The following is a 21,975-nucleotide window of genomic DNA, read 5'->3' on the forward strand; positions in this document are numbered from 1 at the left end:
GATCCGTTCGACGGATCACCGGGCGCATCCGGGTGGTGCTACGCGGCAGGCGTCGGGTACGGGACGCCCGTGGTCGCGTGGCACCGGTAGCCGTTCGGGTTCTTCGCGTCGGACAGGTACTGCTGGTGGTAGTCCTCGGCGTAGTAGAACGGCCCGGCCTCGGCGGCCGGGGCGATCTCCGTCGTGATCGCGTCGTAGCCCTTGGCGCTCAGCACCTCGGCGTACCGCTTCGCCGTCTCCTGCGCCGCCTCGGCCTGCTCCGGTGACGTCCAGTAGATCGCCGAGCGGTACTGCGTGCCGACGTCGTTGCCCTGGCGGAAGCCCTGCGTCGGGTCGTGCCGCTCCCAGAAGATCTTGAGCAGCTCCTCCTCGGTCACCTTCGTCGGGTCGTACGCGACGAGCGCCGTCTCCGTGTGACCGGTCCGCGCGGTGCAGACCTCGTCGTACGTCGGGTTGGGCGAGGTCCCGCCCATGTAGCCGACGGCGGTGCTCACCACGCCGGGGACCTGCCAGTAGATCTCCTCGGCGCCCCAGAAACAGCCCATCGCCAGGTACAGCACGCGGGTACCGGGCTCCCACGGGCCGGTGATCGACGAGCCGAGGACCGTGTGCGGCCGCGGGTTCTGCAGCACCGGCGCCGAACGGCCGGGCAGCGCGTCCTCGGGCGCGACCATCGTGGTCTTCGTGGAACCGGAGCCGGGGCCGAAGAGGGAGTTCAGGAACGTCATCCGACACACATCCTTAAGGGTCTGCTTCGTGCGACAGCACGTTTGCCTATGGCAACGCCGGCGGGCCTGGCAGTGTTCCGGGGCTGTCGTTCTGCCGTCGGCGGATCTCGCTGGCATCGTCGGCAGGCGCGCGGCATCGTCGGCACATGAGCAGCGAGGTCGGTGCCGTAGCGGTCCTGTCGGACGTCCACGGGGTGCTTCCCGTGCTGGAGGCGGTGCTCGCGGAACCCGATGTGGCGGCCGCCGACCGCGTCGTCGTCACCGGTGATCACGCAGCCGGGCCGCAGCCGGTCGCTGTGCTGGACCGCCTGCGCTCCCTGGGGGAGCGGGCGGTCCTGGTGCGCGGGAACGCGGACCGCGAGCTGGTCACGCTCGCGCGCGGCGGCGGCACGGACATCCCCGATCCGGTCGCGCCCTGGGCGGCGGCCCAGCTCCGGCCCGACGACGTCGCCCTGCTCGCCGGCCTGCCGCACCCCGTAGAGCTGACGGTGCGTGGGTTCGGCCGCGTCGTGTTCTGCCACGGCACGCCACGGGACGACGAGGAGGTCGTGCTCGTCGACTCCTCCCTCGAGCGCTGGGCCGAGGTGCTCGGCGGGCTCGACGCCTCCGTCCGCACCGTCGTCATGGGCCACACGCACATGCCGTTCGTGCGCCTCGTCGACCGGCGGCTGTGCGTCAACCCCGGCAGCGTCGGCATGCCCTACGGCCGCGCGGGCGGGTCATGGGCGCTCCTGCGGGACGGTCAGGTCGAGCTGCGGCACACACCGGTCGACGTCGAGGCGACGGTGGCCGCGATCGCGACGGCCAGCACGTACCCCGGCGCCGACGAGTGGGCACGGGAGTACGTGACCTCGGCCAACAGCGACGCGGACGCGCTGCGGGCGTTCGCACCCCGGGACGGCCGGGGATGAGGCCGGGTCGGTACGGCCAGCCCGCGTAGGCCACAGCCGCTCCCGTGATCCCGCCGGCGGCTGCCGAGCCGGACCGAGCCGTCGATGTCGGTGTCCCGGCGTAGCGTGCGTCCCATGGCCGATACCGATCCCGAGCTACTCATCACCGACGTCGCGGCGTGGCGCGCCTGGCTCGACGAGCACGAGGGGACGTCGGACGGCGTCTGGCTGGTCCTCGCGCGGAAGGGCAAGGACTCCGCGACGAGCCTGACCCGCGACCAGGCACTCGAGGAGGCGCTGTGCAGCGGCTGGATCGACGCCCAGGCGCTCAGCCGGGACGACACCACCACGCTGCAGCGGTACTGCCCCCGCCGGTCCCGCAGCCGTTGGTCGGCGCGGAACGTGCGCATCGCGGACCGCCTGGTCGCCGAGGGGCGGATGCGTCCGCGCGGCCAGGAGGAGATGGACAAGGCAAGGGCCGACGGGCGCTGGGCAGCCGCCTACGAGGTCAACAGCAACTTCGAGGTGCCGCCCGACCTTGCCGAGGCGCTCGCGGCGAGCCCCCGGGCCGGGGCGATGTTCGAGATCCTCACCGCGCAGAACCGGTTCGCGATCCTGTTCCGGATCACGGGGGTCAAGAAGGCCGAGACCCGCGCCCGGAACATCACCAAGTTCGTCGAGATGCTGGAGCGCGGCGAGACACCGCATCCGCAGAAGCGAAAGCTGGAGGCCTGACGGCGGGCAGCGGCACCCGGACGGCATTCGAGACATGTCGGACCGGTGTACGGGCGGTGCACCTTTCGTGCGGCGCGTGAGCACGTCAGCGGTGTGCCGGTGTGCTCCCCTAGGGTCGTGTCCGTGCCGCAGAACGAGGAGACAAGCGTGACGTCCAACCAGACCACCGCGCCGCCCATCGACGCGTCGGGCGCTGTCCCACCAGCCATCCAGGCGGCCGCCTCATGGTCGTGGCGCATGCTCCTCATCGGTGCGTTCGTGGCCGCGGCGCTCTGGCTCATCACGCTCCTGAAGACGATCGTGATCCCGGTGGCGGTGGCCCTGCTGCTCACGATCATGCTGACGCCGCTCCGCCGCCTGCTGAACGAGCGGCTGCGCGTGCCACGCGGGCTGTCCGCCGGCCTGTCGCTGATCGGTCTGGTCGTCGTGGTCGCCGGCCTGATCACGCTGGCCGGGCAGTCGATCGCCAACGGGTTCGCCGACCTGCGGACCCAGGCCATCAACGGCTTCAACGAGCTGTGGACACAGGTCTCGGTGACGTTCGGGCTCGAGAACGAGCTGCAGAGCTACAGCCAGGACATCCTCGACCAGCTCGAGGCGCAGCAGAGCGCGATCGTGAGCGGCGTCTTCGGCGCCGCCGCCACGGCGGGCAGCGTGCTCGTCGGGGCGTTGATCGCGCTGTTCTGCACCTTCTTCTTCCTGCACGACCCGCGGGGGATCTGGGGCTGGCTCGTCGGTCTGCTGCCACGGTCCTCCCGGGAACGCGTCAACCAGGCCGGCCGGCGCGGGGCCGTCACGCTCGCCGCCTACACCCGTACGCAGATCCTCGTCGCCGCGGTGGACGCCGTCGGTATCGGGATCGGCGCGGTGTTCTTCGTCCCGTCGCTCGCCCTGCCGATCAGCATCCTGGTGTTCGTCGGTTCGTTCGTGCCCGTTGTCGGTGCCATCGTGACGGGCGCCATCGCCGTGGTCGTGGTCCTCGTGTCGAACGGCTGGGTCGCCGCCCTCATCATGCTCGGCGTGGTGCTGCTCGTGCAGCAGATCGAGTCGCACGCGCTGCAGCCGTTCCTCATGGGCCAGGCCGTCTCGCTGCACCCGGTCGCCGTGATCCTCGCGGTGGCCGCCGGCTCGTACGCCGCCGGCATCGTCGGCGCCCTGTTCGCGGTCCCGCTCGCAGCCGTGCTGAACACCGTGATCCTCTACCTCAACGGGCACGACAAGTTCCCCGAGCTCGGTGACGAGGACGCCTTGCCCATCCGGTGGCGGGCGGCCGACGCACCGCCGATCCCGCTCCGGCTGCGGCGTGGCACCGGCGTGGTGGCCGAGGCGGCCGTCGAGGACGTCGGCGTCGACGAGGATCTGGACCCCTCGGGCCGAGGCGCTTCAGAGGGTGATCAGAAGCGCTGAACGTGCATCCGGCGGCGTAGTCGGGCAACATGCCCGCTGTGCCACTGGATCCGTTCGACCTGGAGTCGTACGGCGGCCACCTCACGGTGTCCGCCGACGACGCCCGTGCTGCCGCCGCGATGCTCGACGGCGTCATCACCCGTACCCCGATCACCGAGAGCCGCGCGCTCTCCACCATCGCCGGCACGAAGGTGCTGCTCAAGTGCGAGAACTTGCAGCGCGCCGGCTCGTTCAAGGTGCGCGGCGCGTACGTGCGCCTCGCGCGGCTGTCGGCCGCCGAGCGGGAGCGCGGGGTCGTCGCGGCCTCGGCCGGCAACCATGCGCAGGGCGTCGCGGTGGCTGCGGGGATGCTCGGCATCGACACCGTCGTCTACATGCCGGTCGACGCCGCCCTGCCCAAGGTCGCCGCGACCCGTGGTTACGGGGCGGAGGTGCGGATGGTGGGCTCGTCGGTGGACGAGGCGCTCGCCGCCGCCCGCGTCGAGGCCGCCCGTTCCGGGCGCGTGCTCATCCACCCGTTCGACCACGTCGACGTCGTGGCGGGCCAGGGCACCGTCGCCCTGGAGATCCTGGAGCAGGTGCCGGACGTGGCCACGGTCGTCGTGCCGCTGGGTGGCGGCGGTCTCGTGGCCGGCATCGCCGCGGTGCTGGCCGAGGCCGCACCGCACGTGAAGGTGGTGGGCGTGCAGGCGGCGTCGGCCGCCGCGTACCCGGGCTCGCTGAAGGCAGGCAAGCCGCTGGCGGGAACGCTCGGCTCCACGATGGCCGACGGCATAGCCGTCGGGCTGCCCGGCGACGTGCCGTTCGGGATCGTGCAGAAGGAGGGTGTCGAGGTCCGGACCGTCACCGAGGAACAGCTCTCGCGTGCGCTCCTCGCGGTGCTCGAGCGCTCGAAGCTGATGGTCGAGCCCGCCGGCGCGGCAGCGGTCGCCGGCATCATGGCCGCCGGACCCGGAGCGTTCAAGGGTCCGGTCGTCGCGGTGCTGTCGGGCGGGAACATCGACCCCCTGGTGCTGCTGCGGGTGGTGCAGCACGGCCTCGTGGCCGCCGGGCGGTACCTGAAGCTGCAGGTGCGGCTGATGGACAAGCCAGGAGCTCTCGCGCGGCTCGTGGAGACGATCGCAGCGGCGGGCGCCAACATCGTCGCCGTCGACCACACACGGACCGACGTCTCGCTCGCGGTGTCCGAGGTGCGGGTCAACCTGCAGCTCGAGACCAAGGGCGCCGACCACCGGACCGCCGTCGTCGAACGCCTGGAGTCCGAGGGTTACGAGGTCATCGCGAACTGATCGTCGTGCGGGTGTCGTGCGGACGCGGTCCCGTTCGTCGTCAGGGTGACGCGGCCGACCGGCCGCGGGACCATGACACCTTCGGACCGCTCCGGAAGGGAGCACGCCATGCGCTATCTCATGCTCGTCCTGTCCACGCCCGACGCCCCGGCCGACCCGGGCAACGTGCCCGAGATCGAGGACTGGGTGCGGGACACCTACGACACCGGCCGAGCGATCCTCGGCGACCGGCTGCGCCCACCCGCCGACGCCGTCGGCGTGCAGGTCCGCGGCGGCGAGGTGGTCGTCACCGACGGACCGTTCTCGGAGACCAAAGAGGTGATCGCGGGCTTCGACGTCCTGGAGGCCCCCGACCTCGACGAGGCGATAAGGATCGCCGCCGCCCACCCGATGGCGTACACGGGCGCGCTGGAGCTGCGCCCCTTCTGGCCCCTGGAGCTCGACAGCGACGCCACGGCCACGGAGCCCGAGGCCGGGGTGCGCTGATGCGCTACCTGATGCTCGTCATCGAGCCCGACGAACCCGACCGGGCGCCGACGCCGGAGACCGAGACCTGGGTCGCGGAGCAGGACGCCTCCGGCGCGCGGGTCATGGGCTCGCGCCTGCGCCCGGGTGCCGACGTCCGCCGGGTGACCGTGCGCGAGGGCGAGACCGTCGTGACGGACGGGCCCTTCTCGGAGTCCAAGGAGGTCATCGGCGGGTTCGACGTCATCGAGGCGGCGACGCTGGAGGAGGCGCTCGCGATAGCCGCCGCGTCCCCGGGAGCGCGGGATGCGCTGGTCGAGGTGCACCCGTTCTGGCCGACGGAACCGTGACCGACGTTGGGCAGGCCGTCACCGCCGCCTTCCGCGACGAGTGGGGCCGCGTGCTCGCGGCCGTCGCCCGCAGCACCGGTGACCTCGACCTCGCCGAGGACTGCGCGCAGGAGGCGTTCGCCGTCGCGCTGCGCACCTGGCAGCGCGACGGCGTGCCCGACCGGCCGGGCGCGTGGCTCACCACCACGGCGCGCAACCGCGCGCTGGACCGGCTGCGGCGGCACAAGGTCGAGGCGGAGAAGGTGGCGGCGTCGGCGCGGCTGACCGAACGGCTCGACCCTGCGGCCACCGACCCGGTCGCCGAGGCGGCGGACGCCCTGGATGACGGCGCCGGCTGGGCCGGTGTCGAACCGGAGGACCCCGACGGCGACCTGCTGCGCCTCGTCTTCACCTGCTGCCACCCCGCGCTGCCGCTCGAGGGCCGCGTAGCGCTCACGCTCCGATCGCTCACCGGCATGACGACGGCACAGGTCGCGCGGGCCTTCCTGGTGCCGGAGACGACGATGGCCCAGCGCCTGACCCGGGCCAAGCGCAAGATCCGGAGCACCGGGATCGCATTCCGCGTGCCGCCGCCCGAGCTGCTGCACGAACGGGTCTCGGCGGTCCTCGCCGTGCTGTACGTGCTGTTCACCGAGGGCTACGACGCGTGGGCGGAGCCCGCCGAGGACGACGCGGGTGCCGCGGCCCGCCGCGCCCTGGCCGACGACGCGGTCCGCGTCGCCCGGCTCGTCGCGCGCCTGCTGCCCGACGAGCCGGAGGCACGCGGTCTGCTCGCCCTGCTGCTGCTCCAGCACGCGCGCCGGTGGGCACGGGTGGGCACGGGGGCGGAAGCGCTGCCACGCACGCTCGAGGAGCAGGACCGGTCGCTCTGGCGGCACGACGAGATCGCTGAAGGGCTGGCGGTGCTCGACGCCGCGCTCGCGGCACGTCGCGCCGGCCCGTACCAGGTGCAGGCCGCGATCGCCGCCCTGCACGCACGGGCGACCGCCACCGACACGACGGACTGGGCGGAGATCGAGGCCCTCTACGACGTCCTGGTGGAGATGACCCGCTCGCCGGTCGTGGAGCTCAACCGCGCGGTCGCCGTGGGGATGTCGCGCGGGCCCGAGGCCGGTCTGGCCGCGCTCGACGCCGTCGCGTCAGCACCCGAGCTGACGGCGTATCACCTGCTCCCGGCCATGCGGGCGGACCTGTTGCGGCGGGCGGGCCGGCCCGTCGAGGCAGCGGCGGAGTACCGGCGGGCGCTCGACCAGGTCGACCGCGAGGGGGACCGCAAGTTCCTGGAGCGCCGGCTGGCGGACCTCACACACGCCGACGAGCCTGCCGGACGTCCAGGTCACCAGGGTGATCCGGCCGTCTGACAGGCCCGTCGGCGTGCGGTCTTGATCAGTCTTGACCGTCAGCCCTGACTCTCAGCACTGACTGTCAGCCTTGGAAAGGCTTGGCACCCGTGATCTCCACGGGGATGTCGCGCCCGTTCGGGGCGTGGTAGCTCGTCTTCGCGCCGATCGACTTTCCGTCGATCGCTGCGCCGAGCGGCGATGTCGGCGAGTAGACGTCGAGGTCGGTGGATCCCGCCATCTCGCGCGAGCCGAAGAGGAAGTTCATCTCGTCGCCCGCGACGATCGCGGTCACGACCATGCCCGGCTCGACCTTGCCGTCGTCCGCGGGAGTGCCGACCTGGACGTTACGGAGCTTCTCGGTGAGCTCGAGGATGCGCAGCTCGTTCTTTCCCTGCTCCTCGCGCGCGGCGTGGTACCCGCCGTTCTCCTTGAGGTCGCCCTCGTCGCGAGCAGCGGCGATGCGCTCGGTGATCTCCGCCCGGTAGGGGCCGGAGAGATGCTCCAGCTCAGCCTTGAGCTTGTCGTGCGCCTCCTGGGTGAGCCAGGTGACAGAAGCGTCGGCCACGGGGGCTCTCCTTTCGTCGTTGCTCGATCGAGCCACAGTTACGGCAGCGCGCCGGGCCCGGCCGACGGAGCGGATCGGGCACGCGCGTCAGCCGGTCTACACAGCGTGTGAAACGACGAGAATACCAATTTTCGGGAAAGACTTGCCAAGACAGTCCCTGTTTCCGCTCTGAGCGGACGGGTCACCTATTCTGAACCGCGGGTTTCAGCGCAGGTCACAGTGGTCGACGATGCCGGTGGTCGCGAGCTCCGTCGTGGCTATCGTCACCGTGTGTCGCGTCGTGCGCGCCGCGTCCGGGCCCACCTCGACGTCGACCGCGCCGACCTCCGCGTAGTTCTTGCTCAGCGCGGTCACCGTGCACACCGCCTCGGTGCCGGGGGGCATGCTGACGTCGAACGTGACATCCACCGCCTCGGCGCTCGTCACCGAGAACCCGACGTCGGTGAAGGTCACCGGGTCGCGCTGGGTGTCGACGATCGTGAACCACGCGGCGATCGCGACACCGACGGCGAGGGCCAGGGCCACCGCGATCCGGGCGCCCACCGAGAGCTTCGGGCGGGGCCGGATGTCGTCGTCCTCGTCGAACGGGTCGTCCTCGCCGCGCTGTGCGGGTATCCGCTGCGCTCCAGGCCTTGCGCGGCCGTAGCGCTCGGCGAGGCTCGGTGCCTGCGGGTGCGCGGCGCCGGTCGGGGCTGCGGGGTCAGGGTCGGTCATCACGGCTCGCTCGGTTCGAGGTGTCAGTGGTTCGTAGCAAGATTGTCCCTGGACCATCATGGTCCATGAGAGTGATTGTCCCAGTAGTCATCGCACGCAGCCTCATCCCACACAGGAGGACCCAGTGTCCGTACCCGAGCGCGAGCCGCTCCGTCTGATGGCGGTGCACGCGCACCCGGACGACGAGTCGAGCAAGGGCGCCGCGACGACGGCCCGCTACGCCGCAGAAGGGGTCGAGGTCCTCGTCGTGACATGCACCGGGGGCGAACGGGGCGACATCCTGAACCCGTCCTACGAGGTTCCCGAGGGCCACGAGTTCGAGTCGATAGAGGGCCGCCGCGCGGTCCGCCGGCTGGAGATGGCCCGGGCGGCCGAGGCGATGGGTGTGCGTCAGCAGTGGCTGGGCTTCGTGGACTCGGGCCTGCCCGAGGGCGACCCGCTGCCCCCGCTGCCCGAGGGCTGCTTCGCGCTCGTCCCCCTCGAGGAGGCCGCCGCACCGCTGGTGCGGGCGGTCCGGGAGTTCCGCCCGCACGTCATCACGACCTACGACCCGTCGGGTGGCTACCCGCACCCCGACCACATCAAGTGCCACGAGGTGTCGTTCGAGGCGTTCCACGCGGCGGGAGACCCGGAGCGCTACCCGGGCACGGGTGAGCCGTGGGAGCCGCTCAAGCTCTACTACAACCACGGCTTCTCGATGAAGCGCATCCGCGCGGTGCACGAGGCGATCGAAGGTGCCGGGCTCGAGTCGCCCTTCGGCGACTGGGTCGAGTCCCGCGACGCACACGAGATCCCGGAGCGTCAGGTCACCACGTTGGTCCCCGTCGCCGACTTCTTCCCGCACCGGGACGCCGCCCTGACGGCGCACGCCTCGCAGATCGACCCCAACGGCTTCTTCTTCGCGGTGCCGCGCGACCTCGAGGTCGACGTGTGGCCATGGGACGAGTACGAGCTCGCGGAGTCCCGCGTGCCGCTGCCCGAGCGTGCCGATGGTGAGTACGAGCAAGACCTGTTCGAGGGTGTCCGGTCGGAGGTCCCCGCATGAGCCCGCTGATCACCGGAGCGATAGCGCTCGCGACCGAGCCGTCGCCGAACCCCACCGAGGGCAGGCTCCGCCCGGGCCTCGAGGAGTGGCAGGTCTCGCCTGGGCTCATCGGCTTCGTCGTCACCTTCGCGCTCGCGGTCGCGTGCGTGCTGCTGTTCCTGAACATGAGCAAGCACCTGCGCCGCGCGGGCCACAACGCACGCGAGCAGGGCCTGCCCGTCCCGGTCCCGCAGGTCGTCAGCTTCCGCCGGTCGGAGGACGACGCCCGTGACAGCGACGCCCGTGACAGCAAGGCGGAGCAGGGCGAAGGTTCCGGGACGCCCGGCACACCTGACGGGTCCGGCTCGTCGCCCGGCTCCTCCGGCTCGTCGCCCGACGCCGGCTCCTCCGGCGGTAGCAGCAGCGGTGGCGGGTCAGGTGACTGACACGGCTGACGCAGCGGCGGCCACCGAGCCGGGCGCCCCGTCGGGCGTGGTCCGCGTGACGGTCGCGCAGGTGGCCGTCTCCGACGACCACGGCGCCAACCGGCAGACCGTGCTCGACGCGTTCAAGGCGGCTGGCCGGGTCGGGGCGAACTTGCTCGTCCTGCCGGAGTACGCGTCCGCGTACGATCCGCGCGGCGGCGTGGGGCCGGAGCACGCGGAGCCGCTCGACGGTCCGTTCGTCACGCTGCTGCGCACACGGGCGCGCAAGCACGGGATCGCCGCGATCGCAGGCGTCACCCTGCCGGGATCCGACGGCGTCCGCGCGGTCAACGCGCTGGTCGTGGTCGACGACGCCGGCGAGATCGCCGGTGTCTACCGCAAGGTGCACCTGTACGACGCGTTCGGGTACCAGGAGTCGGAGCTCCTCGAACCCGGCCCTGCCGACGCCGAGCCGGTCACGCTGCGTATCGGCGGGCTCACCTTCGGTGTGCTGACCTGCTACGACCTGAGGTTCCCTGAGTCGGCCCGCCGCCTCGTCGACGCAGGGGCTGACGTGCTGGTGTACCCGGCCGCCTGGGTCGCGGGGCCGCTCAAGGCCGACCACTGGCGCACGCTGCTCCGGGCCCGGGCGATCGAGAACACCGCGGTGGTGATCGGTGTCGGCATGACCGGCAAGGGCGTCATCGGAGGCACGTTGCTGGTCGGGCCGGACGGCGTCGTGGGGCTGGAGATGGGCGAGGAACAGGCGTACCGCACGGTCGATCTCGACCCCGCTCCGCTGGCAGCGGTCCGCAGGACCAACCCGTCGCTGGTGAACCGCCGCTACACGGTGGTGCCCACCGGCGCCTCCGCCTGACGCTGTTCCTCGTCGAGCTCGACGGGTACGCCGGCGGTCAGACCGCGAGGTTGGCCAGGTAGATCGCGACCAGGTGGCAGGCGAAGCCGACGACCGTGAGCACGTGGAAGATCTCGTGGAAGCCGAACCAGGCGGGGCTGGGGTCGGGCTTCTTGGTGCCGTAGACGACCGCGCCTGCCGTGTAGGCGAGTCCGCCCGCCAGGATCAGCCAGACGACGGCGGGGCCGCCGATCGCCCAGAACTGGCCCATGTAGGCGACTGCCACCCAGCCGAGCGCGACATAGACCGGTACGTAGACCCAGCGCGGTGCGTTGAGCCAGAACACCCGGGCCAGCAGCCCGAGCAGCGCGCCGCTCCACACCAGCCAGAGCAGCACGGTGCCCTGGTCGCGAGGTAGGAGCAGGACCGCGAGCGGTGTGTAGGTGCCCGCGATGATCAGGAAGATGTTGGTGTGGTCGAGGCGCCGGAGCACGGCGTCGGTCCGGGGGGACCAGTTGCCGCGGTGGTACACCGCGGACACTCCGAACAGCAGGCAGGCGCTCAGGCCGAACACCGAGGCGGAGATCTTGCCTGGCACGGTCGGGGCGAGCGCGATCAGCACGATGCTCGCCGCCAGGGCGAGCGGGAACGTGCCCGCGTGGATCCACCCGCGCAGCCGCGGCTTGATCTTCCGCTCGACCGTCTCGACGGTGGTCGCGACCGAGTCGGAGATGTCCTGCATGATGTCGGCGGCCTTGCCGCGTACGTCGTCCAGCTTGTCGTCGAACGTGCCCGCCGCGTCGTCCGAGCGGCCCGCCGAGTGGTCCGGCTCGCCCGTAGGTGCTCGCACGCTTGCTCTCCTCTGCGCTCGGCAACCGGCGTCCTCTGGGTGCTGGGACGCTACCTACGGTTGCGTAACTTACTCTAGCGTAGGTTAGGCGGTCGCCCGCTTGACAAGGGCCTTGTGAAGATACTGCGCCGGGTTGGCGGGAGTCGCCCGTCCGGCGTCGCAGAAGGGTCTCCGTGCGCAGGGACGCGCGCGTTCGAGAGGTACCTTTGTCCACGTCCCGCCGGGTTCCACCCAGCCCAGAACTTCCGTGTCGCCGCGTCCCGCGGCTCCACGGCCCGATCCACTGAGGTATTCGTGCGCCTGCCCAGCCCGTTGTACCGCCTCTACGAGCGACGTCTGGCGTTCGCCCTGCACGGCGCGACGCTGCCCCGGCACATCGGCGTGATGCTCGACGGCAACCGCCGTTGGGCACGCTCCTTCGGGGAGACCGCTGCGACGGGGCACCGTCGTGGCGCCGACAAGATCACTGAGTTCCTGGGCTGGGCCGAGTCGCTGGGCATCGAGGTCGTCACGCTGTGGATGCTGTCGACGGACAACCTGAGCCGGTCGGCCGACGAGCTGAGCAACCTCCTCGACATCATCGAGGACGCCGTCACGGACCTCGCGGAGTCGGGCCGCTGGCGCCTGCGGGTCATCGGCCGGCTCGACCTGCTGCCCGCGCGGCTGGCCTCCGCGCTCCGCGCGGCCGCCGACCGGACCGCCGGCGTGAAGGGCCTCCAGGTCAACGTGGCGATCGGCTACGGCGGTCGCACGGAGATCGCGGACGCCGTCCGCAGCTATCTCACCGAGCGCGCGAAGGACGGGGCGACGCTCGCGGACCTCGCCGAGTCGATCGACGTCGAGCACATCGCGGAGCACCTGTACACCAAGGGGCAGCCGGACCCGGAGCTGGTCATCCGGACCTCCGGCGAGCAGCGCATCGGCGGGTTCCTGATGTGGCAGAGCCAGCACACCGAGTTCTACTTCTGCGAGGCGTACTGGCCCGCGTTCCGGCGGGTGGACTTCCTGCGCGCGCTGCGCGACTTCTCCCTGCGGGAACGTCGTCTCGGACGCTGACGGGGATCGGTCCAGGACCCGTTGAGAGGGGCCTTTCAGGTCCTCTCGACAGTTCTTCGTATGGCGAAATTCGCCACCACTAACTGAGGTAGGTAACCGAAAGTTCAGTCGGGTAGCGTGCCCTGGATGACGAGGAGGGCGTGCTGATGACCGAGCGACGTGTGCCGTCGGCTCGCGAGGCCGCCGAGGCGTGGGAGTCGTTGTTCCGCGCTCAGGTGACGGTGATGCGACGGCTCCTGGCGGACGACATCTGGGGCGACCTCAGCATGCGCGAGTACGACGTGCTGTTCACGCTCGCCTTCGCCCCAGGGGAGACGCTGCGCCTGCGCGAGCTCAACGAGAACATCCTCATGGCCCAGTCGTCGCTCTCGCGCATGGTGGAGCGGCTCGAGAAGCGTGGCCTGGTCCGCAGGCACCCGTCGCCGGACGACGGGCGAGGCGTCCTGGTGAGCCTGACCCCGCAAGGCGCCGCCACCCAGAAGGAGCTCGGGCGGCGCCACGTGCGGTCGATAGCGCACTACGTGACCCCCGCGATGGACGCGGAGGACCTGATGCGGCTGCGCGAGCTGACGGAGAGGCTGCGGTCCGCCCAGGCGGACATCGACGACTTCTGACCAGGCCGCTGGGCCGCAGGCCAGGGCTCGCGCCTGCGCTCAGGCCGATCGCGCCTGGTGCCGGAGGGCCTCCACCACCACCCGCACCGCCGCCCGGTCCATGGTGGTGCGCCGGACCACGAGGTGGATGTCCCGGCGGGGCGGGTCCATGAGGTCCAGCGTGCGCACCGCATACCGGTCGTGGACGGCGAGCAGGGGCAGCAGCGTCACCGAGAGCCCGGCCTCGACATGGCTGAGCAGCGTGCCGTGGCTCTCGAAGCGGGCAACGGTCCGCGGTGTGAATCCCGCCCGTCGGCAGAGGCGTTCGGCCAGGTCGGCGAGGTGGGCCCCGGGGTGCTCGAACGCCCAGGGCTCGTTCGCGAGGGTGGCCAGGTCGACTCGTCCCGAGCGCGCGCCGGTGGCCGTGTCCCGTGCCGTGACGAGTACCACGCGGTCGCCCGTCAGGGGCATGCGCGTGAGGTCGGTGTCCGGTGGGACGGGGGCGTCCGGGAAGTCCGCGCAGACGGCGACGTCCACCTCGCCGCGCTGCAGCGCGGGCCGGCTGACCAGCGGTTCCGCCTCGGTGAGCTCGACGGTGATGCGCGGGTGCTCCTCGGCGAGGGCGGCGACAGCCGGCACGACCATGCCGTGGAAAGCGCTCGTGAAGGCGGCCAGCCGCACCACACCGGTGGGCTCGGACCGCAGGCCCGCGATGTCCGCCTCCGCTGCGGCGATCCGGTCGAGGATGTCCGACGCGTGGCCGGAGAGGGTGACGCCAGCGGGCGTGAGCCGGATGCGGCGGCCGACGCGCTCGAAGAGCTGGGCCTTCGCCTCGATCTCCAGCGTCGCGAGCTGCTGGGAGACGCTAGACGGGCTCATTCGGGCCGCCTCGGCGACGGCGCGCACGGTGCCGAGCAGGTGGAGCTGGTGCAGGAGGCGCAGTCGCCAGGGGTTGAGCATCCGGCCATTGTTGTGCACGAACGCCGAACATTCTATTCGGGAACGTGTCCTGGACCCGTACACCGCACAGTGCTTACCGTCACCTTATGAACGTCGGCGTCCCCACAGAGATCAAGAACAACGAGAGCCGGGTCGCGCTCACGCCCGCCGGCACCCACGAGCTGGTCCGCCGTGGCCACGACGTGCTCGTGCAGGCCGGCGCCGGGCTGGGTTCCGGCTTCGACGACGACGCGTACCGGCTCGCCGGCGCGCGGATCGCCGACACCGCCGAGGAGGTGTGGGGCGGCGTCGACCTCCTGGTCAAGGTCAAGGAACCCATCGAGCCCGAGTACGCGCTTATGCGGCCCGACCTGACCCTCTTCACCTACCTCCACCTCGCGGCGTCGGCGCCGTGCACCGACGCGCTGCTGGCGGCAGGCACCACCGCCGTCGCGTACGAGACCGTACAGCTCCCCGACCGCTCCTTGCCGCTGCTGAGCCCCATGAGCGAGGTCGCCGGACGGCTGTCCGCACAGGTCGGGGCCTACCACCTGATGCGGCCGCAGGGCGGCACCGGGGTGCTGATGGGCGGAGTGGCCGGCACGCCGAAGGCCAAGGTAGTCGTCATCGGCGGTGGCGTGGCGGGCGAGCACGCGGCGGCCAACGCGCTGGGCATGGGCGCCGACGTCACGGTGCTGGACGTCTCCATCCCGCGGCTGCGCCAGCTCGAGGTGCAGTTCGGCGGGGCGGTGGCCACCCGCGCGTCGACCGCGTACGAGGTGGCCGAGCAGGTGGAGACCGCCGACCTGGTCATCGGCTCGGTCCTGATCCCGGGCGCCGCCGCGCCGAAGCTCGTCACGGACGCCATGGTCAAGGCCATGAAGCCCGGCGCCCTCCTCGTCGACATCGCCATCGACCAGGGCGGCTGCTTCGAGCACTCGCACCCCACCACACACGACGCCCCGACCTTCGCCGTGCACGACACCCTCTACTACTGCGTGGCGAACATGCCGGGCGCCGTGCCCGTCACGGCGACCCGGGCCCTGACGAACGCGACGCTGCCGTACGTCGCGGCGCTCGCGGACAAGGGCTGGCGGGACGCGATGCGCGCCGACGCGGCGCTCGCCAACGGGCTCAGCACGCATGCCGGGCAGATCACCAACGCCGGTGTGGCGGAGGCGTTCGGCGCCCACGCGGTACCAGTGGCCGAAATCCTGTCCGACTGAGCGTCCCTACCGCCTACGATCGGCGCGTGGAGCCGCTGCGCGTCGTCGTCTGTCCCGACTCGTTCAAGGGCAGCCTGTCCGCTGCCGAGGTCGCGTCCGCCGTCGCCGAGGGGGTGCTGGACGCCGTCCCGGACGCCGTCGTCACCCGCCTGCCCATGGCCGACGGCGGTGAGGGCACGCTCGACGCGCTGCTCGCCGCCTGGGGCGGGGAACCGCTGACCGCCCAGACAGTGGACGCGATAGGCCGCCCGTCGACCGCCCGGTGGGCGGTGTCGCCGGACGGGCGGACCGCCGTCGTCGAGCTCGCCGAGGCCAGCGGTCTGCCGGGCGTCTCCGACGCGCCGCTCCAGCCGCTGCACGCGAGCACCCGCGGCACCGGGGACGTCGCGCGGGCCGCGCTCGACGCGGGCGTCGCGGAGATCCTCCTCTGCCTGGGTGGCTCGGCCTCCACGGACGGCGGCTCCGGCATCCTGACCGGGCTGGGTGCCCGCCTTCTCGACCCGGCCGGCCGGCAGGTGCCCGACGGCGGGGAGGGGCTGGCCTCCGTCGCCTCCCTCGACCTGTCCGGGCTGCACCCGCGGGCGCGCGAGGTGCGCTGGCGCCTCGCCGTCGACGTCACGAACCCGCTGGTGGGCGAGCACGGCGCCGCGCGGGTGTTCGGTCCGCAGAAGGGCGCGCGTGACGGCGTGGCGGAGTTCCTCGACGATGCGCTGCGGCACTGGTCGGAGGTCCTGGAACGCGAGACGGGCGTCGCCGTCGCCGAGCTCCCCGGCACAGGCGCCGCCGGTGGGGTGCCCGCAGGGCTGATCGCCGTGCTCGGCGCAGAGAGCACCCCTGGCGCGGTGCTCGTCGCCGAGGCGGTAGGCCTGCCCGCCGCGCTCGCCTCCGCCGACCTGGTGATCACGGGGGAGGGATCCTTCGACTCCCAGTCCGTGAACGGCAAGGTGGCCGACGGCGTCGCGCAGCTCGCGGCGGCCTCGCCCACCCGGCCGCCGGTGGTGGTCGTGGCCGGCCAGGTACTGCTTCCCGAGGCGCAGGCCCGCGCCTCAGGCATCACCGCCGCGTTCTCGATCGCCCCCGGACCGGTCGACCTGGACGACCTGATCGCCCGCACCGCGCCGCGTCTGCGCGAGCTCGGCGCGGCCGTCACGAACCTGGTGGGCGCCGTCCGCGGCTAGCCCGGTCGGTCAGCCGCCCTCGACGACAGGCGCGGCCTCCGTCCGCGGCTCGTGCTGCGCCTGGCGCGAGGTGCCGTGCGTCCGTCGGGCGCGGAGCCACGCCAGCGCGGCGAACGACGCGACCACCTGCAGGAGGCCCGTGGCCACCAGCACCGGTCCGGCGCCGAACGCGCCGATGAGGGCGCCGCCCGCCAGCAGGCCAACGGACGCGCCGCCCGCGTGCAGCACGGTCTCGGCGGTGAACGCCGCCCTGCGCGCCGCGCCCGAGGTCCGGTCCACGATGAGCGCGTTCAGCGCGGCGATGCCGAACGGCATCGCCAGGCCGCCGAGCGCGGACACCAGGCCCACCGCGAGCAGGTCGGGCGCGGCCGCCGGCAGCGCCAGGTAGGCGACGCCGAACACCACCCACGACGCCACGATCGCCGGGATGCGGGGTATCCGGTGCACCACGAGCGGTACCACGAACGAGACGCCGACGGTCGCGGCCCCGTAGCCGGCCATGCCCGCGGCGATCAGCTCGCCCGGTTGGTCGAGCTCCACGCCGAGCAGGGCCAGGCCCAGGGTGAACGCGAACCACGTGACACCGCCGACACCCGCGAGCCCGAGGCCCACCGTGAGCTCGGGGTTGCCGCGCAGCACCGAGCGCAGCGAGGGGGCGTCGGGCCCGGCCGGTGGGTCGAGCTCGCCTGGGTCCGGTGCGGTCTCGGCGGGCCCGATCCGTGAGGCAGGGTCGGCTTCTGCGGCGGCCGGTACCGTCAGCATCGCCACGGCGGCCAGCGCGACGGCCGCGGCCTCCCACCACAGCAGCGGTCCGGCGCCCCAGACGACGAGCAGCCACGCCCCGAGCCCCGGGGCGAAGATCATGGACACCCGGTGCGCGAGGTCCTGCCAGGCGAGCGCCCGCGTGCCGACGTCGGGCCCGTTTCCCGGCAGCTCGGCGAGGTCGGCGGTCAGCGCGCGCTGCGCCGGCGCCAGCAGGGCCGACGTCGCTCCGGTGACCAGGCCCGAGGCGCACAGGACCGCCGCCCCGACGCCCACGGTCGCCGCGGCGACCGGGACCAGTGCCAGCCCGAGAACCTGGACGGCCAGGACCGCGGCCAGCGCGCGGCCCGACGTCAGGTGTCCTCGCAGCCGCCTGCCCCACCAGCCCGAGGTGAGCAGGGGGAGGCCCGCGAAGCCGCCGACGAGCCCCGTGGTCCAGGCGTCACCGGTCTGGTCGAGCGCGACGAGCGGCAGCGCGACGGCCGTGATGCGCTGGCCGGTCCAGGTGACGAACGTCGTGGCGGTCAGCGTGACGAGGTGGGGATGGCGCACGCTGCCATCCTGCGGCGGCCACGAGACGGCCGGTAGAGGCCGGCCAGACATGACCCGACATAGGCTTCTCCTATGAGCTCATATCCGTCCGTGGAGGACCTGCGGCTCGTCGACGCCGTCGCGCGGCACGGTTCGCTCGGTGCTGCGGCCCGCGAGCTGCTGGTGAGCCAGCCGTCGGCGAGCCAGCGGCTGGCGGCCCTGGAGCGGCGCGTGGGGACCGTCCTCTTCGACCGCGACACCACCGGTGCGCGGCCAACGGCCGCGGGTCGCGAGTTCTGCGACCAGGCCACCCACGTGCTCGACCATCTCGGGGCTATCGTCGAGCGCACGCTGTCGGCCGCGCAGTCGCGCACCGTCTCCGTCGGCGCGTTCCCCAGCATCGCGGGCACACTGTTCGCGGCGCTCGACGTGCTGCTCGACGACGTGGTGGTGCAGCCGGAGGTCGACCACGGCCCGCGGCTGCTGGAGCGGGTCGAGCGCGGCACGCTCGACGCGGCGTTCACCGGCATCGCGAAGCAGGTGCCGATCGCACGCGGGCTCGTGGTCACGGAGGTCGGGCAGCACGACCTGGTGACACTGCTGCCGCGGGGTGCACCCGCGCCGGGGTCCGGCAGGCGCCCGTACGAGGGGCAGACCGTCGTCTACTGCCCGCTCGACCTCTCGGCCGACGTGCTGCACCGCCGCCTCACCGAGCTCGGCGCGCACGCACGCCCCGGTGCGACGGCCGAGGCAGCGGTCCGTACGGCACGGGAGCGGCGGTGCGCCGCCGTCGTGCCCGACATGGTCGCCGCCTGGTACGCCGCTCCGGGCGACCGGACGGTGCCGGCTCCGTCGCGGGGGCGCGTGACGATGTCCATGGTGACGAGGAGCCCGGTGCCACGGATCCTGCTCGACGCGCTGCCCGGCCTGCGTGAGCGGCTGCGGAGCGGCAACGTCCACGCCCCGCCTGGCGTGCCGGTCACGTGACCGGTCGGCACACCGCGCGGCCGGCGGGCACGTTCTGACAGGACGTCGCATCGATGTCACGTCCCGTTCGCCCCTCTCCGGGTGAGCCCGCACCGCGGACGGTGGAAAGATGGGCGCATGCCCGCGAACTCCCCCCAGCCTGCGGCGCACGACGCCGCGCCGTACGACGCCCTGCTTCTCTACTCCTTCGGTGGCCCGAACAAGCCCGAGGACGTGGTGCCGTTCCTGCGCAACGTCACCGCGGGCAAGGGCATCCCGGACGAGCGGCTCGAGGAGGTGGGCGAGCACTACTACGGGTTCGGCGGCAAGAGCCCCATCAACGAGCAGAACCTCGCGCTGAAGGCGGCGCTCGAGGCCGAGCTCGCCGACCGCGGCATCGACCTGCCGGTCGTGTGGGGCAACCGCAACTGGGAGCCGTACACCACCGACGCCGTGGACGAGCTGGAGAAGCTGGGCGCCCAGCGCGCCGTCGCGCTCGTGACCAGCGCCTACGCTTCCTACTCCGGCTGCCGCCAGTACCGCGAGGACCTCGCGGTGACGCTGGACAAGCGCGGGCAGCTCGGCCCGGACGGGTCGACGGGCGTGCGGTTCGACAAGATCCGCCCCTACTTCAACCACCCGGGCTTCGTGCAGGCCAACGTCGACGCCGTCGTCGAGGCGTACGCGGAGCTCGCGGCACAGGGCGGGTCCGGGTCCGACGCCAAGCTGGTGTTCGTCACCCACTCGATCCCGGACACCATGGAGGCGGCGTCGCGGATCTCGCACGCCACGTACTCCGAGCAGCACCTCGACCTCGCCGGCGTCGTCGCGGCGCAGGTCGCCGAGCGGCTCGGGCACGACGTGCCATGGGACCTGGCGTACTGCTCGCGCTCCGGCCCGCCGAGCCAGCCGTGGCTCGAGCCGGACGTCAACGACCACCTGGAGACCCTTGCGGGAGACGGGCTGCGCGACGTCGTCCTGTCCCCGATCGGGTTCATCTCCGACCACATGGAGGTGGCCTACGACCTCGACACCGAGGCGCTGGCCACCGCGAAGGACCTCGGCATGACGGCGGTCCGCGCCGGCACGGTGGGCACGCGCCGGCCGTTCGTCACCGGTCTCGTCGACCTGCTGCTCGAACGTGCGGCCCTGGCCCGTGGCGACGACATCACCGAGGCGACCGTAGGCTCGCTGCCGGCCCTCCGCTCGGTCTGCGCCCCGGGCTGCTGCCTGCGGCGCGACGGCGAGCCGAGCGGCGTCCCGGTGCTGTGCAGCACCGACCTGTACTCCTGAGTCCTGCGGGACGGCCACGAGCGAGAGGCAACACATGAACGACGCACACGTGCACGGGGACACCGGCCACGAGATCGACACGACCGCCATCAACGAGAGCATCCGGTACACGATGTTCTCGGTCTTCTCCCTGACGGAGACGCTTCCGGCGGACGAGGCCGAGCGCAAGGCGGTGGTGGCCGACGCCGAGGCAGCCGTCGGCGGGGGCAGCGACCCGGCCGCGACCACCGGCGACCTCGTGACTCGTGGCTGGTACGACATCGGCGGCCTGCGGTCCGACGCCGACCTCCTGCTCTGGACCCACGGCGAGTCGATCGAGGCCGTGCAGGGCGCCTACCAGCGGCTGCGCGCGTCCGAGCTGGGCCGGTCGCTGGAGCCCGTGTGGTCGGTCGCCGCGCTGCACCGGCCGGCCGAGTTCAACCGCGGGCACGTGCCGGCGTTCCTCGCGGGGGAGGCGCCGCGCGACTACATCTGCGTCTACCCGTTCGTGCGGTCCTACGACTGGTACCTCCTGCCCGAGGCGGAGCGCCGCACCATGCTGCGCGACCACGGCATGGCCGCCGCAGGTTACAAGGACGTCCGGGCGAACACGGTGTCCGCGTTCGCGCTCGGCGACTACGAGTGGATCCTCGCGTTCGAGGCCGACGAGCTGCACCGCATCGTGGATCTGATGCGCGACCTGCGGGCGACCGAGGCCCGGCGGCACGTGCGCGAGGAGGTCCCGTTCTTCACGGGTCCGCGCACGAGCCTGGAGGCCTGGGCCGCGCGCCAGCCCCTCTCCTGACCTCGGGTACGGGCCAGCTTCTCATCGAGGCCTAAGTTTCTGCGCTTTGAGCCGGTCGGAAGCGGAGAAACTTAGACTTCGAAGAGAAGCAGACCGAGCTCAGGTCGTTGGACGGGTGGCGGCGAGGGCTGTGGCGCCCAGGTCCTCGTCGGACAGGGCCGTGGCCGTCAGGCCGGCGGCCTCCAGGTGTTCGACGGCGGCGCTCACCTGACCCTCGCTCGTCTCGATCAGCAAATGCCCGCCCGGGCGCAGGAGCCTCGGGGCCAGGTCGATCACCCGGCGGAGGATCACGAGACCGTCGTCGCCCCCGTCGAGCGCGGCGTGCGGCTCGTGCTCCCTTGCCTCCGGCGGCATCATGCCGATCGCCGTGGTCGGCACGTACGGCGCGTTCGCGACGAGGACGTCGACACGGCCCCACACCTCGGCCGGGAGCGGGTCGGCGAGGTCGCCCGCGTAGGTGTGCGCGGTGAGCGCGCCGGCGCCGGGGGCTGCGACGTCGTCGGACAGCGCCTTGAGGTTCTCGTGGGCGCAGGTCACGGCAGCCGGGTCGACGTCGGCGGCGTGGACCTCGACGTCGCGACCCGCCGCGAGGAGGCGGGCCGCCACGGCGCCGCCGAGTGCCCCGCAGCCGCAGCACAGGTCGACGAGCAGCACCGGGCCGGCATCGGAGCCGGAATCGGCGTCGGCGCGCGCGGCCGCCTCCCGGACCAGCAGCTCGGACCGCTGCCGCGGCACGAACACGCCGGGTGCCACCAGCCAGCGGCGGCCGTCGAGCTCGGCCCAGCCCACCAGGTGCTCCAGCGGGAGCCCGCCGACCCGCGCGGCGGCGAGCTCCTCGAGGCGGGCGGCGTCGCCGTCGGCTGCCTCGGTGATGATGCGGGCCTCGTCCTCGGCGAAGACACAGCCGGCGGCGCGCAGGCGCGCGACAAGTTCGTCCATGGTGCGAGCGTAGGCGGCCGGTCCGCGAAGTAGAGCGCCCGTCCGGGTCCCCTGGCGGCACCAGGGC

The 21,975-nt window shown here is 72.5% G+C and carries 24 protein-coding genes; 17 read left to right on the plus strand and 7 right to left on the minus strand.

The features are described 5' to 3' along the window. Positions 1–38: 38 nt before the first annotated feature. The gene (msrA, locus tag ACFWE2_RS15515; protein WP_377225115.1) at positions 39–728 is read right to left on the minus strand and encodes a peptide-methionine (S)-S-oxide reductase MsrA; all 690 of its coding nucleotides are present in this window, start codon (positions 726–728) and stop codon (positions 39–41) included. A 146-nt stretch (positions 729–874) separates the two neighbouring features. On the opposite strand from msrA, the gene ACFWE2_RS15520 reads away from it, so the two are divergent. The 7 genes from ACFWE2_RS15520 (at position 875) to ACFWE2_RS15550 (ending at position 7,225) form a co-directional block, all read left to right on the plus strand. After that, the gene (locus ACFWE2_RS15520) at positions 875–1,639 is read left to right on the plus strand and encodes a metallophosphoesterase family protein (RefSeq protein ID WP_377225116.1); all 765 of its coding nucleotides are present in this window, start codon (positions 875–877) and stop codon (positions 1,637–1,639) included. A 114-nt stretch (positions 1,640–1,753) separates the two neighbouring features. After that, the gene (locus ACFWE2_RS15525; RefSeq protein ID WP_377225117.1) at positions 1,754–2,353 is read left to right on the plus strand and encodes a YdeI family protein; all 600 of its coding nucleotides are present in this window, start codon (positions 1,754–1,756) and stop codon (positions 2,351–2,353) included. A 147-nt stretch (positions 2,354–2,500) separates the two neighbouring features. Beyond that, a complete protein-coding gene (locus tag ACFWE2_RS15530) occupies positions 2,501–3,760 on the plus strand; it encodes an AI-2E family transporter (protein ID WP_377225118.1) in 1,260 nt (419 codons plus the stop codon). A gap of 29 nt (positions 3,761–3,789) precedes the next feature. Beyond that, the gene (gene ilvA, locus ACFWE2_RS15535; protein ID WP_377225119.1) at positions 3,790–5,049 is read left to right on the plus strand and encodes a threonine ammonia-lyase; all 1,260 of its coding nucleotides are present in this window, start codon (positions 3,790–3,792) and stop codon (positions 5,047–5,049) included. Between the two features lie 108 nt (positions 5,050–5,157). Beyond that, complete coding sequence (locus ACFWE2_RS15540) at positions 5,158–5,535, plus strand: YciI family protein (protein WP_377225120.1); 378 nt, start codon at positions 5,158–5,160, stop codon at positions 5,533–5,535. Then, a complete protein-coding gene (locus ACFWE2_RS15545; RefSeq protein ID WP_377225121.1) occupies positions 5,535–5,864 on the plus strand; it encodes a YciI family protein in 330 nt (109 codons plus the stop codon). The genes ACFWE2_RS15540 and ACFWE2_RS15545 overlap by 1 nt, the downstream gene beginning before the upstream one ends. Next, complete coding sequence (locus ACFWE2_RS15550; protein WP_377225122.1) at positions 5,861–7,225, plus strand: RNA polymerase sigma factor; 1,365 nt, start codon at positions 5,861–5,863, stop codon at positions 7,223–7,225. The genes ACFWE2_RS15545 and ACFWE2_RS15550 overlap by 4 nt, the downstream gene beginning before the upstream one ends. A gap of 64 nt (positions 7,226–7,289) precedes the next feature. Here ACFWE2_RS15550 and greA read toward each other — a convergent pair whose 3' ends face one another. Together greA and ACFWE2_RS15560 are read right to left on the minus strand one after the other, a co-directional pair. Next, positions 7,290–7,772: a transcription elongation factor GreA gene (greA, locus tag ACFWE2_RS15555; RefSeq protein WP_357454871.1), complete on the minus strand. Its 483-nt coding sequence runs from the start codon at positions 7,770–7,772 to the stop codon at positions 7,290–7,292. 204 nt (positions 7,773–7,976) lie between these two features. Then, a complete protein-coding gene (locus ACFWE2_RS15560) occupies positions 7,977–8,486 on the minus strand; it encodes a DUF4307 domain-containing protein (RefSeq protein WP_377225123.1) in 510 nt (169 codons plus the stop codon). Positions 8,487–8,643: 157 nt separating this feature from the next. Here ACFWE2_RS15560 and mca point away from each other — a divergent pair, with 157 nt between their 5' ends. Genes mca through ACFWE2_RS15575 form a run of 3 tightly spaced genes read left to right on the plus strand, consistent with a single transcriptional unit; the run spans position 8,644 to position 10,812 of the window. After that, entirely contained in the window at positions 8,644–9,531 is an 888-nt protein-coding gene (mca, locus tag ACFWE2_RS15565) for a mycothiol conjugate amidase Mca (protein WP_377225136.1), read from the plus strand. Beyond that, entirely contained in the window at positions 9,528–9,956 is a 429-nt protein-coding gene (locus ACFWE2_RS15570) for a hypothetical protein (RefSeq protein WP_377225124.1), read from the plus strand. The genes mca and ACFWE2_RS15570 overlap by 4 nt, the downstream gene beginning before the upstream one ends. Beyond that, a complete protein-coding gene (locus tag ACFWE2_RS15575; protein ID WP_377225125.1) occupies positions 9,949–10,812 on the plus strand; it encodes a carbon-nitrogen hydrolase family protein in 864 nt (287 codons plus the stop codon). The genes ACFWE2_RS15570 and ACFWE2_RS15575 overlap by 8 nt, the downstream gene beginning before the upstream one ends. A 37-nt stretch (positions 10,813–10,849) precedes the next feature. On the opposite strand, the gene ACFWE2_RS15580 is transcribed toward ACFWE2_RS15575, so the two are convergent. Next, positions 10,850–11,533 carry a hemolysin III family protein gene (locus ACFWE2_RS15580; protein WP_377225137.1) on the minus strand — a complete coding sequence of 228 codons (684 nt, stop codon included), beginning with the start codon at positions 11,531–11,533 and terminating at the stop codon, positions 10,850–10,852. A gap of 402 nt (positions 11,534–11,935) precedes the next feature. Between ACFWE2_RS15580 and ACFWE2_RS15585 the strand changes: the two genes are divergently transcribed. Further along, positions 11,936–12,697: an isoprenyl transferase gene (locus tag ACFWE2_RS15585; RefSeq protein ID WP_377225126.1), complete on the plus strand. Its 762-nt coding sequence runs from the start codon at positions 11,936–11,938 to the stop codon at positions 12,695–12,697. 146 nt (positions 12,698–12,843) lie between these two features. Then, complete coding sequence (locus ACFWE2_RS15590; protein WP_377225127.1) at positions 12,844–13,311, plus strand: MarR family winged helix-turn-helix transcriptional regulator; 468 nt, start codon at positions 12,844–12,846, stop codon at positions 13,309–13,311. Positions 13,312–13,350: 39 nt separating this feature from the next. Here ACFWE2_RS15590 and ACFWE2_RS15595 read toward each other — a convergent pair whose 3' ends face one another. Then, positions 13,351–14,250, minus strand: coding sequence for a LysR family transcriptional regulator (locus tag ACFWE2_RS15595; RefSeq protein ID WP_377225128.1), 900 nt, complete (start codon positions 14,248–14,250; stop codon positions 13,351–13,353). Positions 14,251–14,336: 86 nt separating this feature from the next. Between ACFWE2_RS15595 and ald the strand changes: the two genes are divergently transcribed. Both ald and ACFWE2_RS15605 read left to right on the plus strand, forming a co-directional pair. Beyond that, the gene (gene ald / locus ACFWE2_RS15600) at positions 14,337–15,455 is read left to right on the plus strand and encodes an alanine dehydrogenase (RefSeq protein WP_377225129.1); all 1,119 of its coding nucleotides are present in this window, start codon (positions 14,337–14,339) and stop codon (positions 15,453–15,455) included. 26 nt (positions 15,456–15,481) lie between these two features. Then, a complete protein-coding gene (locus ACFWE2_RS15605) occupies positions 15,482–16,633 on the plus strand; it encodes a glycerate kinase (RefSeq protein WP_377225130.1) in 1,152 nt (383 codons plus the stop codon). 9 nt (positions 16,634–16,642) lie between these two features. Here ACFWE2_RS15605 and ACFWE2_RS15610 read toward each other — a convergent pair whose 3' ends face one another. After that, entirely contained in the window at positions 16,643–17,947 is a 1,305-nt protein-coding gene (locus ACFWE2_RS15610) for an MFS transporter (RefSeq protein WP_377225131.1), read from the minus strand. 72 nt (positions 17,948–18,019) lie between these two features. Here ACFWE2_RS15610 and ACFWE2_RS15615 point away from each other — a divergent pair, with 72 nt between their 5' ends. The 3 genes from ACFWE2_RS15615 to hemQ all read left to right on the plus strand — a co-directional run bounded on the left by ACFWE2_RS15615 (position 18,020) and on the right by hemQ (position 20,969). Continuing rightward, positions 18,020–18,913 (plus strand): LysR family transcriptional regulator, encoded by an 894-nt coding sequence (locus ACFWE2_RS15615; protein ID WP_377225132.1) that lies wholly within the window; start codon positions 18,020–18,022, stop codon positions 18,911–18,913. A 117-nt stretch (positions 18,914–19,030) separates the two neighbouring features. Further along, positions 19,031–20,185 (plus strand): ferrochelatase, encoded by a 1,155-nt coding sequence (locus ACFWE2_RS15620; protein ID WP_377225133.1) that lies wholly within the window; start codon positions 19,031–19,033, stop codon positions 20,183–20,185. 34 nt (positions 20,186–20,219) lie between these two features. Continuing rightward, positions 20,220–20,969: a hydrogen peroxide-dependent heme synthase gene (hemQ, locus tag ACFWE2_RS15625; protein WP_377225134.1), complete on the plus strand. Its 750-nt coding sequence runs from the start codon at positions 20,220–20,222 to the stop codon at positions 20,967–20,969. A 99-nt stretch (positions 20,970–21,068) separates the two neighbouring features. Here the strand turns inward: hemQ and ACFWE2_RS15630 are convergent, their stop codons facing one another. Then, positions 21,069–21,908: a putative protein N(5)-glutamine methyltransferase gene (locus ACFWE2_RS15630; protein WP_377225135.1), complete on the minus strand. Its 840-nt coding sequence runs from the start codon at positions 21,906–21,908 to the stop codon at positions 21,069–21,071. Positions 21,909–21,975: the final 67 nt, after the last annotated feature.

This window comes from Promicromonospora sp. NPDC060271 (assembly GCF_042726755.1).
Classification (GTDB): Bacteria; Actinomycetota; Actinomycetes; order Actinomycetales; family Cellulomonadaceae; genus Promicromonospora.

What these genes read in the sequence shown, in the direction of transcription:
- msrA (WP_377225115.1), bottom strand. Translation starts at nt 728, where the DNA reads ATGACGTTCCTGAACTCCCTCTTCGGCCCCGGCTCCGGTTCCACGAAG.
- ACFWE2_RS15520 (WP_377225116.1), top strand. Translation starts at nt 875, where the DNA reads ATGAGCAGCGAGGTCGGTGCCGTAGCGGTCCTGTCGGACGTCCACGGG.
- ACFWE2_RS15525 (WP_377225117.1), top strand. Translation starts at nt 1,754, where the DNA reads ATGGCCGATACCGATCCCGAGCTACTCATCACCGACGTCGCGGCGTGG.
- ilvA (WP_377225119.1), top strand. Translation starts at nt 3,790, where the DNA reads ATGCCCGCTGTGCCACTGGATCCGTTCGACCTGGAGTCGTACGGCGGC.
- ACFWE2_RS15540 (WP_377225120.1), top strand. Translation starts at nt 5,158, where the DNA reads ATGCGCTATCTCATGCTCGTCCTGTCCACGCCCGACGCCCCGGCCGAC.
- ACFWE2_RS15545 (WP_377225121.1), top strand. Translation starts at nt 5,535, where the DNA reads ATGCGCTACCTGATGCTCGTCATCGAGCCCGACGAACCCGACCGGGCG.
- ACFWE2_RS15560 (WP_377225123.1), bottom strand. Translation starts at nt 8,486, where the DNA reads ATGACCGACCCTGACCCCGCAGCCCCGACCGGCGCCGCGCACCCGCAG.
- mca (WP_377225136.1), top strand. Translation starts at nt 8,644, where the DNA reads ATGGCGGTGCACGCGCACCCGGACGACGAGTCGAGCAAGGGCGCCGCG.
- ACFWE2_RS15570 (WP_377225124.1), top strand. Translation starts at nt 9,528, where the DNA reads ATGAGCCCGCTGATCACCGGAGCGATAGCGCTCGCGACCGAGCCGTCG.
- ACFWE2_RS15580 (WP_377225137.1), bottom strand. Translation starts at nt 11,533, where the DNA reads ATGCAGGACATCTCCGACTCGGTCGCGACCACCGTCGAGACGGTCGAG.
- ACFWE2_RS15590 (WP_377225127.1), top strand. Translation starts at nt 12,844, where the DNA reads ATGACCGAGCGACGTGTGCCGTCGGCTCGCGAGGCCGCCGAGGCGTGG.
- ACFWE2_RS15595 (WP_377225128.1), bottom strand. Translation starts at nt 14,250, where the DNA reads ATGCTCAACCCCTGGCGACTGCGCCTCCTGCACCAGCTCCACCTGCTC.
- ald (WP_377225129.1), top strand. Translation starts at nt 14,337, where the DNA reads ATGAACGTCGGCGTCCCCACAGAGATCAAGAACAACGAGAGCCGGGTC.
- ACFWE2_RS15615 (WP_377225132.1), top strand. Translation starts at nt 18,020, where the DNA reads ATGAGCTCATATCCGTCCGTGGAGGACCTGCGGCTCGTCGACGCCGTC.
- ACFWE2_RS15620 (WP_377225133.1), top strand. Translation starts at nt 19,031, where the DNA reads ATGCCCGCGAACTCCCCCCAGCCTGCGGCGCACGACGCCGCGCCGTAC.
- hemQ (WP_377225134.1), top strand. Translation starts at nt 20,220, where the DNA reads ATGAACGACGCACACGTGCACGGGGACACCGGCCACGAGATCGACACG.
- ACFWE2_RS15630 (WP_377225135.1), bottom strand. Translation starts at nt 21,908, where the DNA reads ATGGACGAACTTGTCGCGCGCCTGCGCGCCGCCGGCTGTGTCTTCGCC.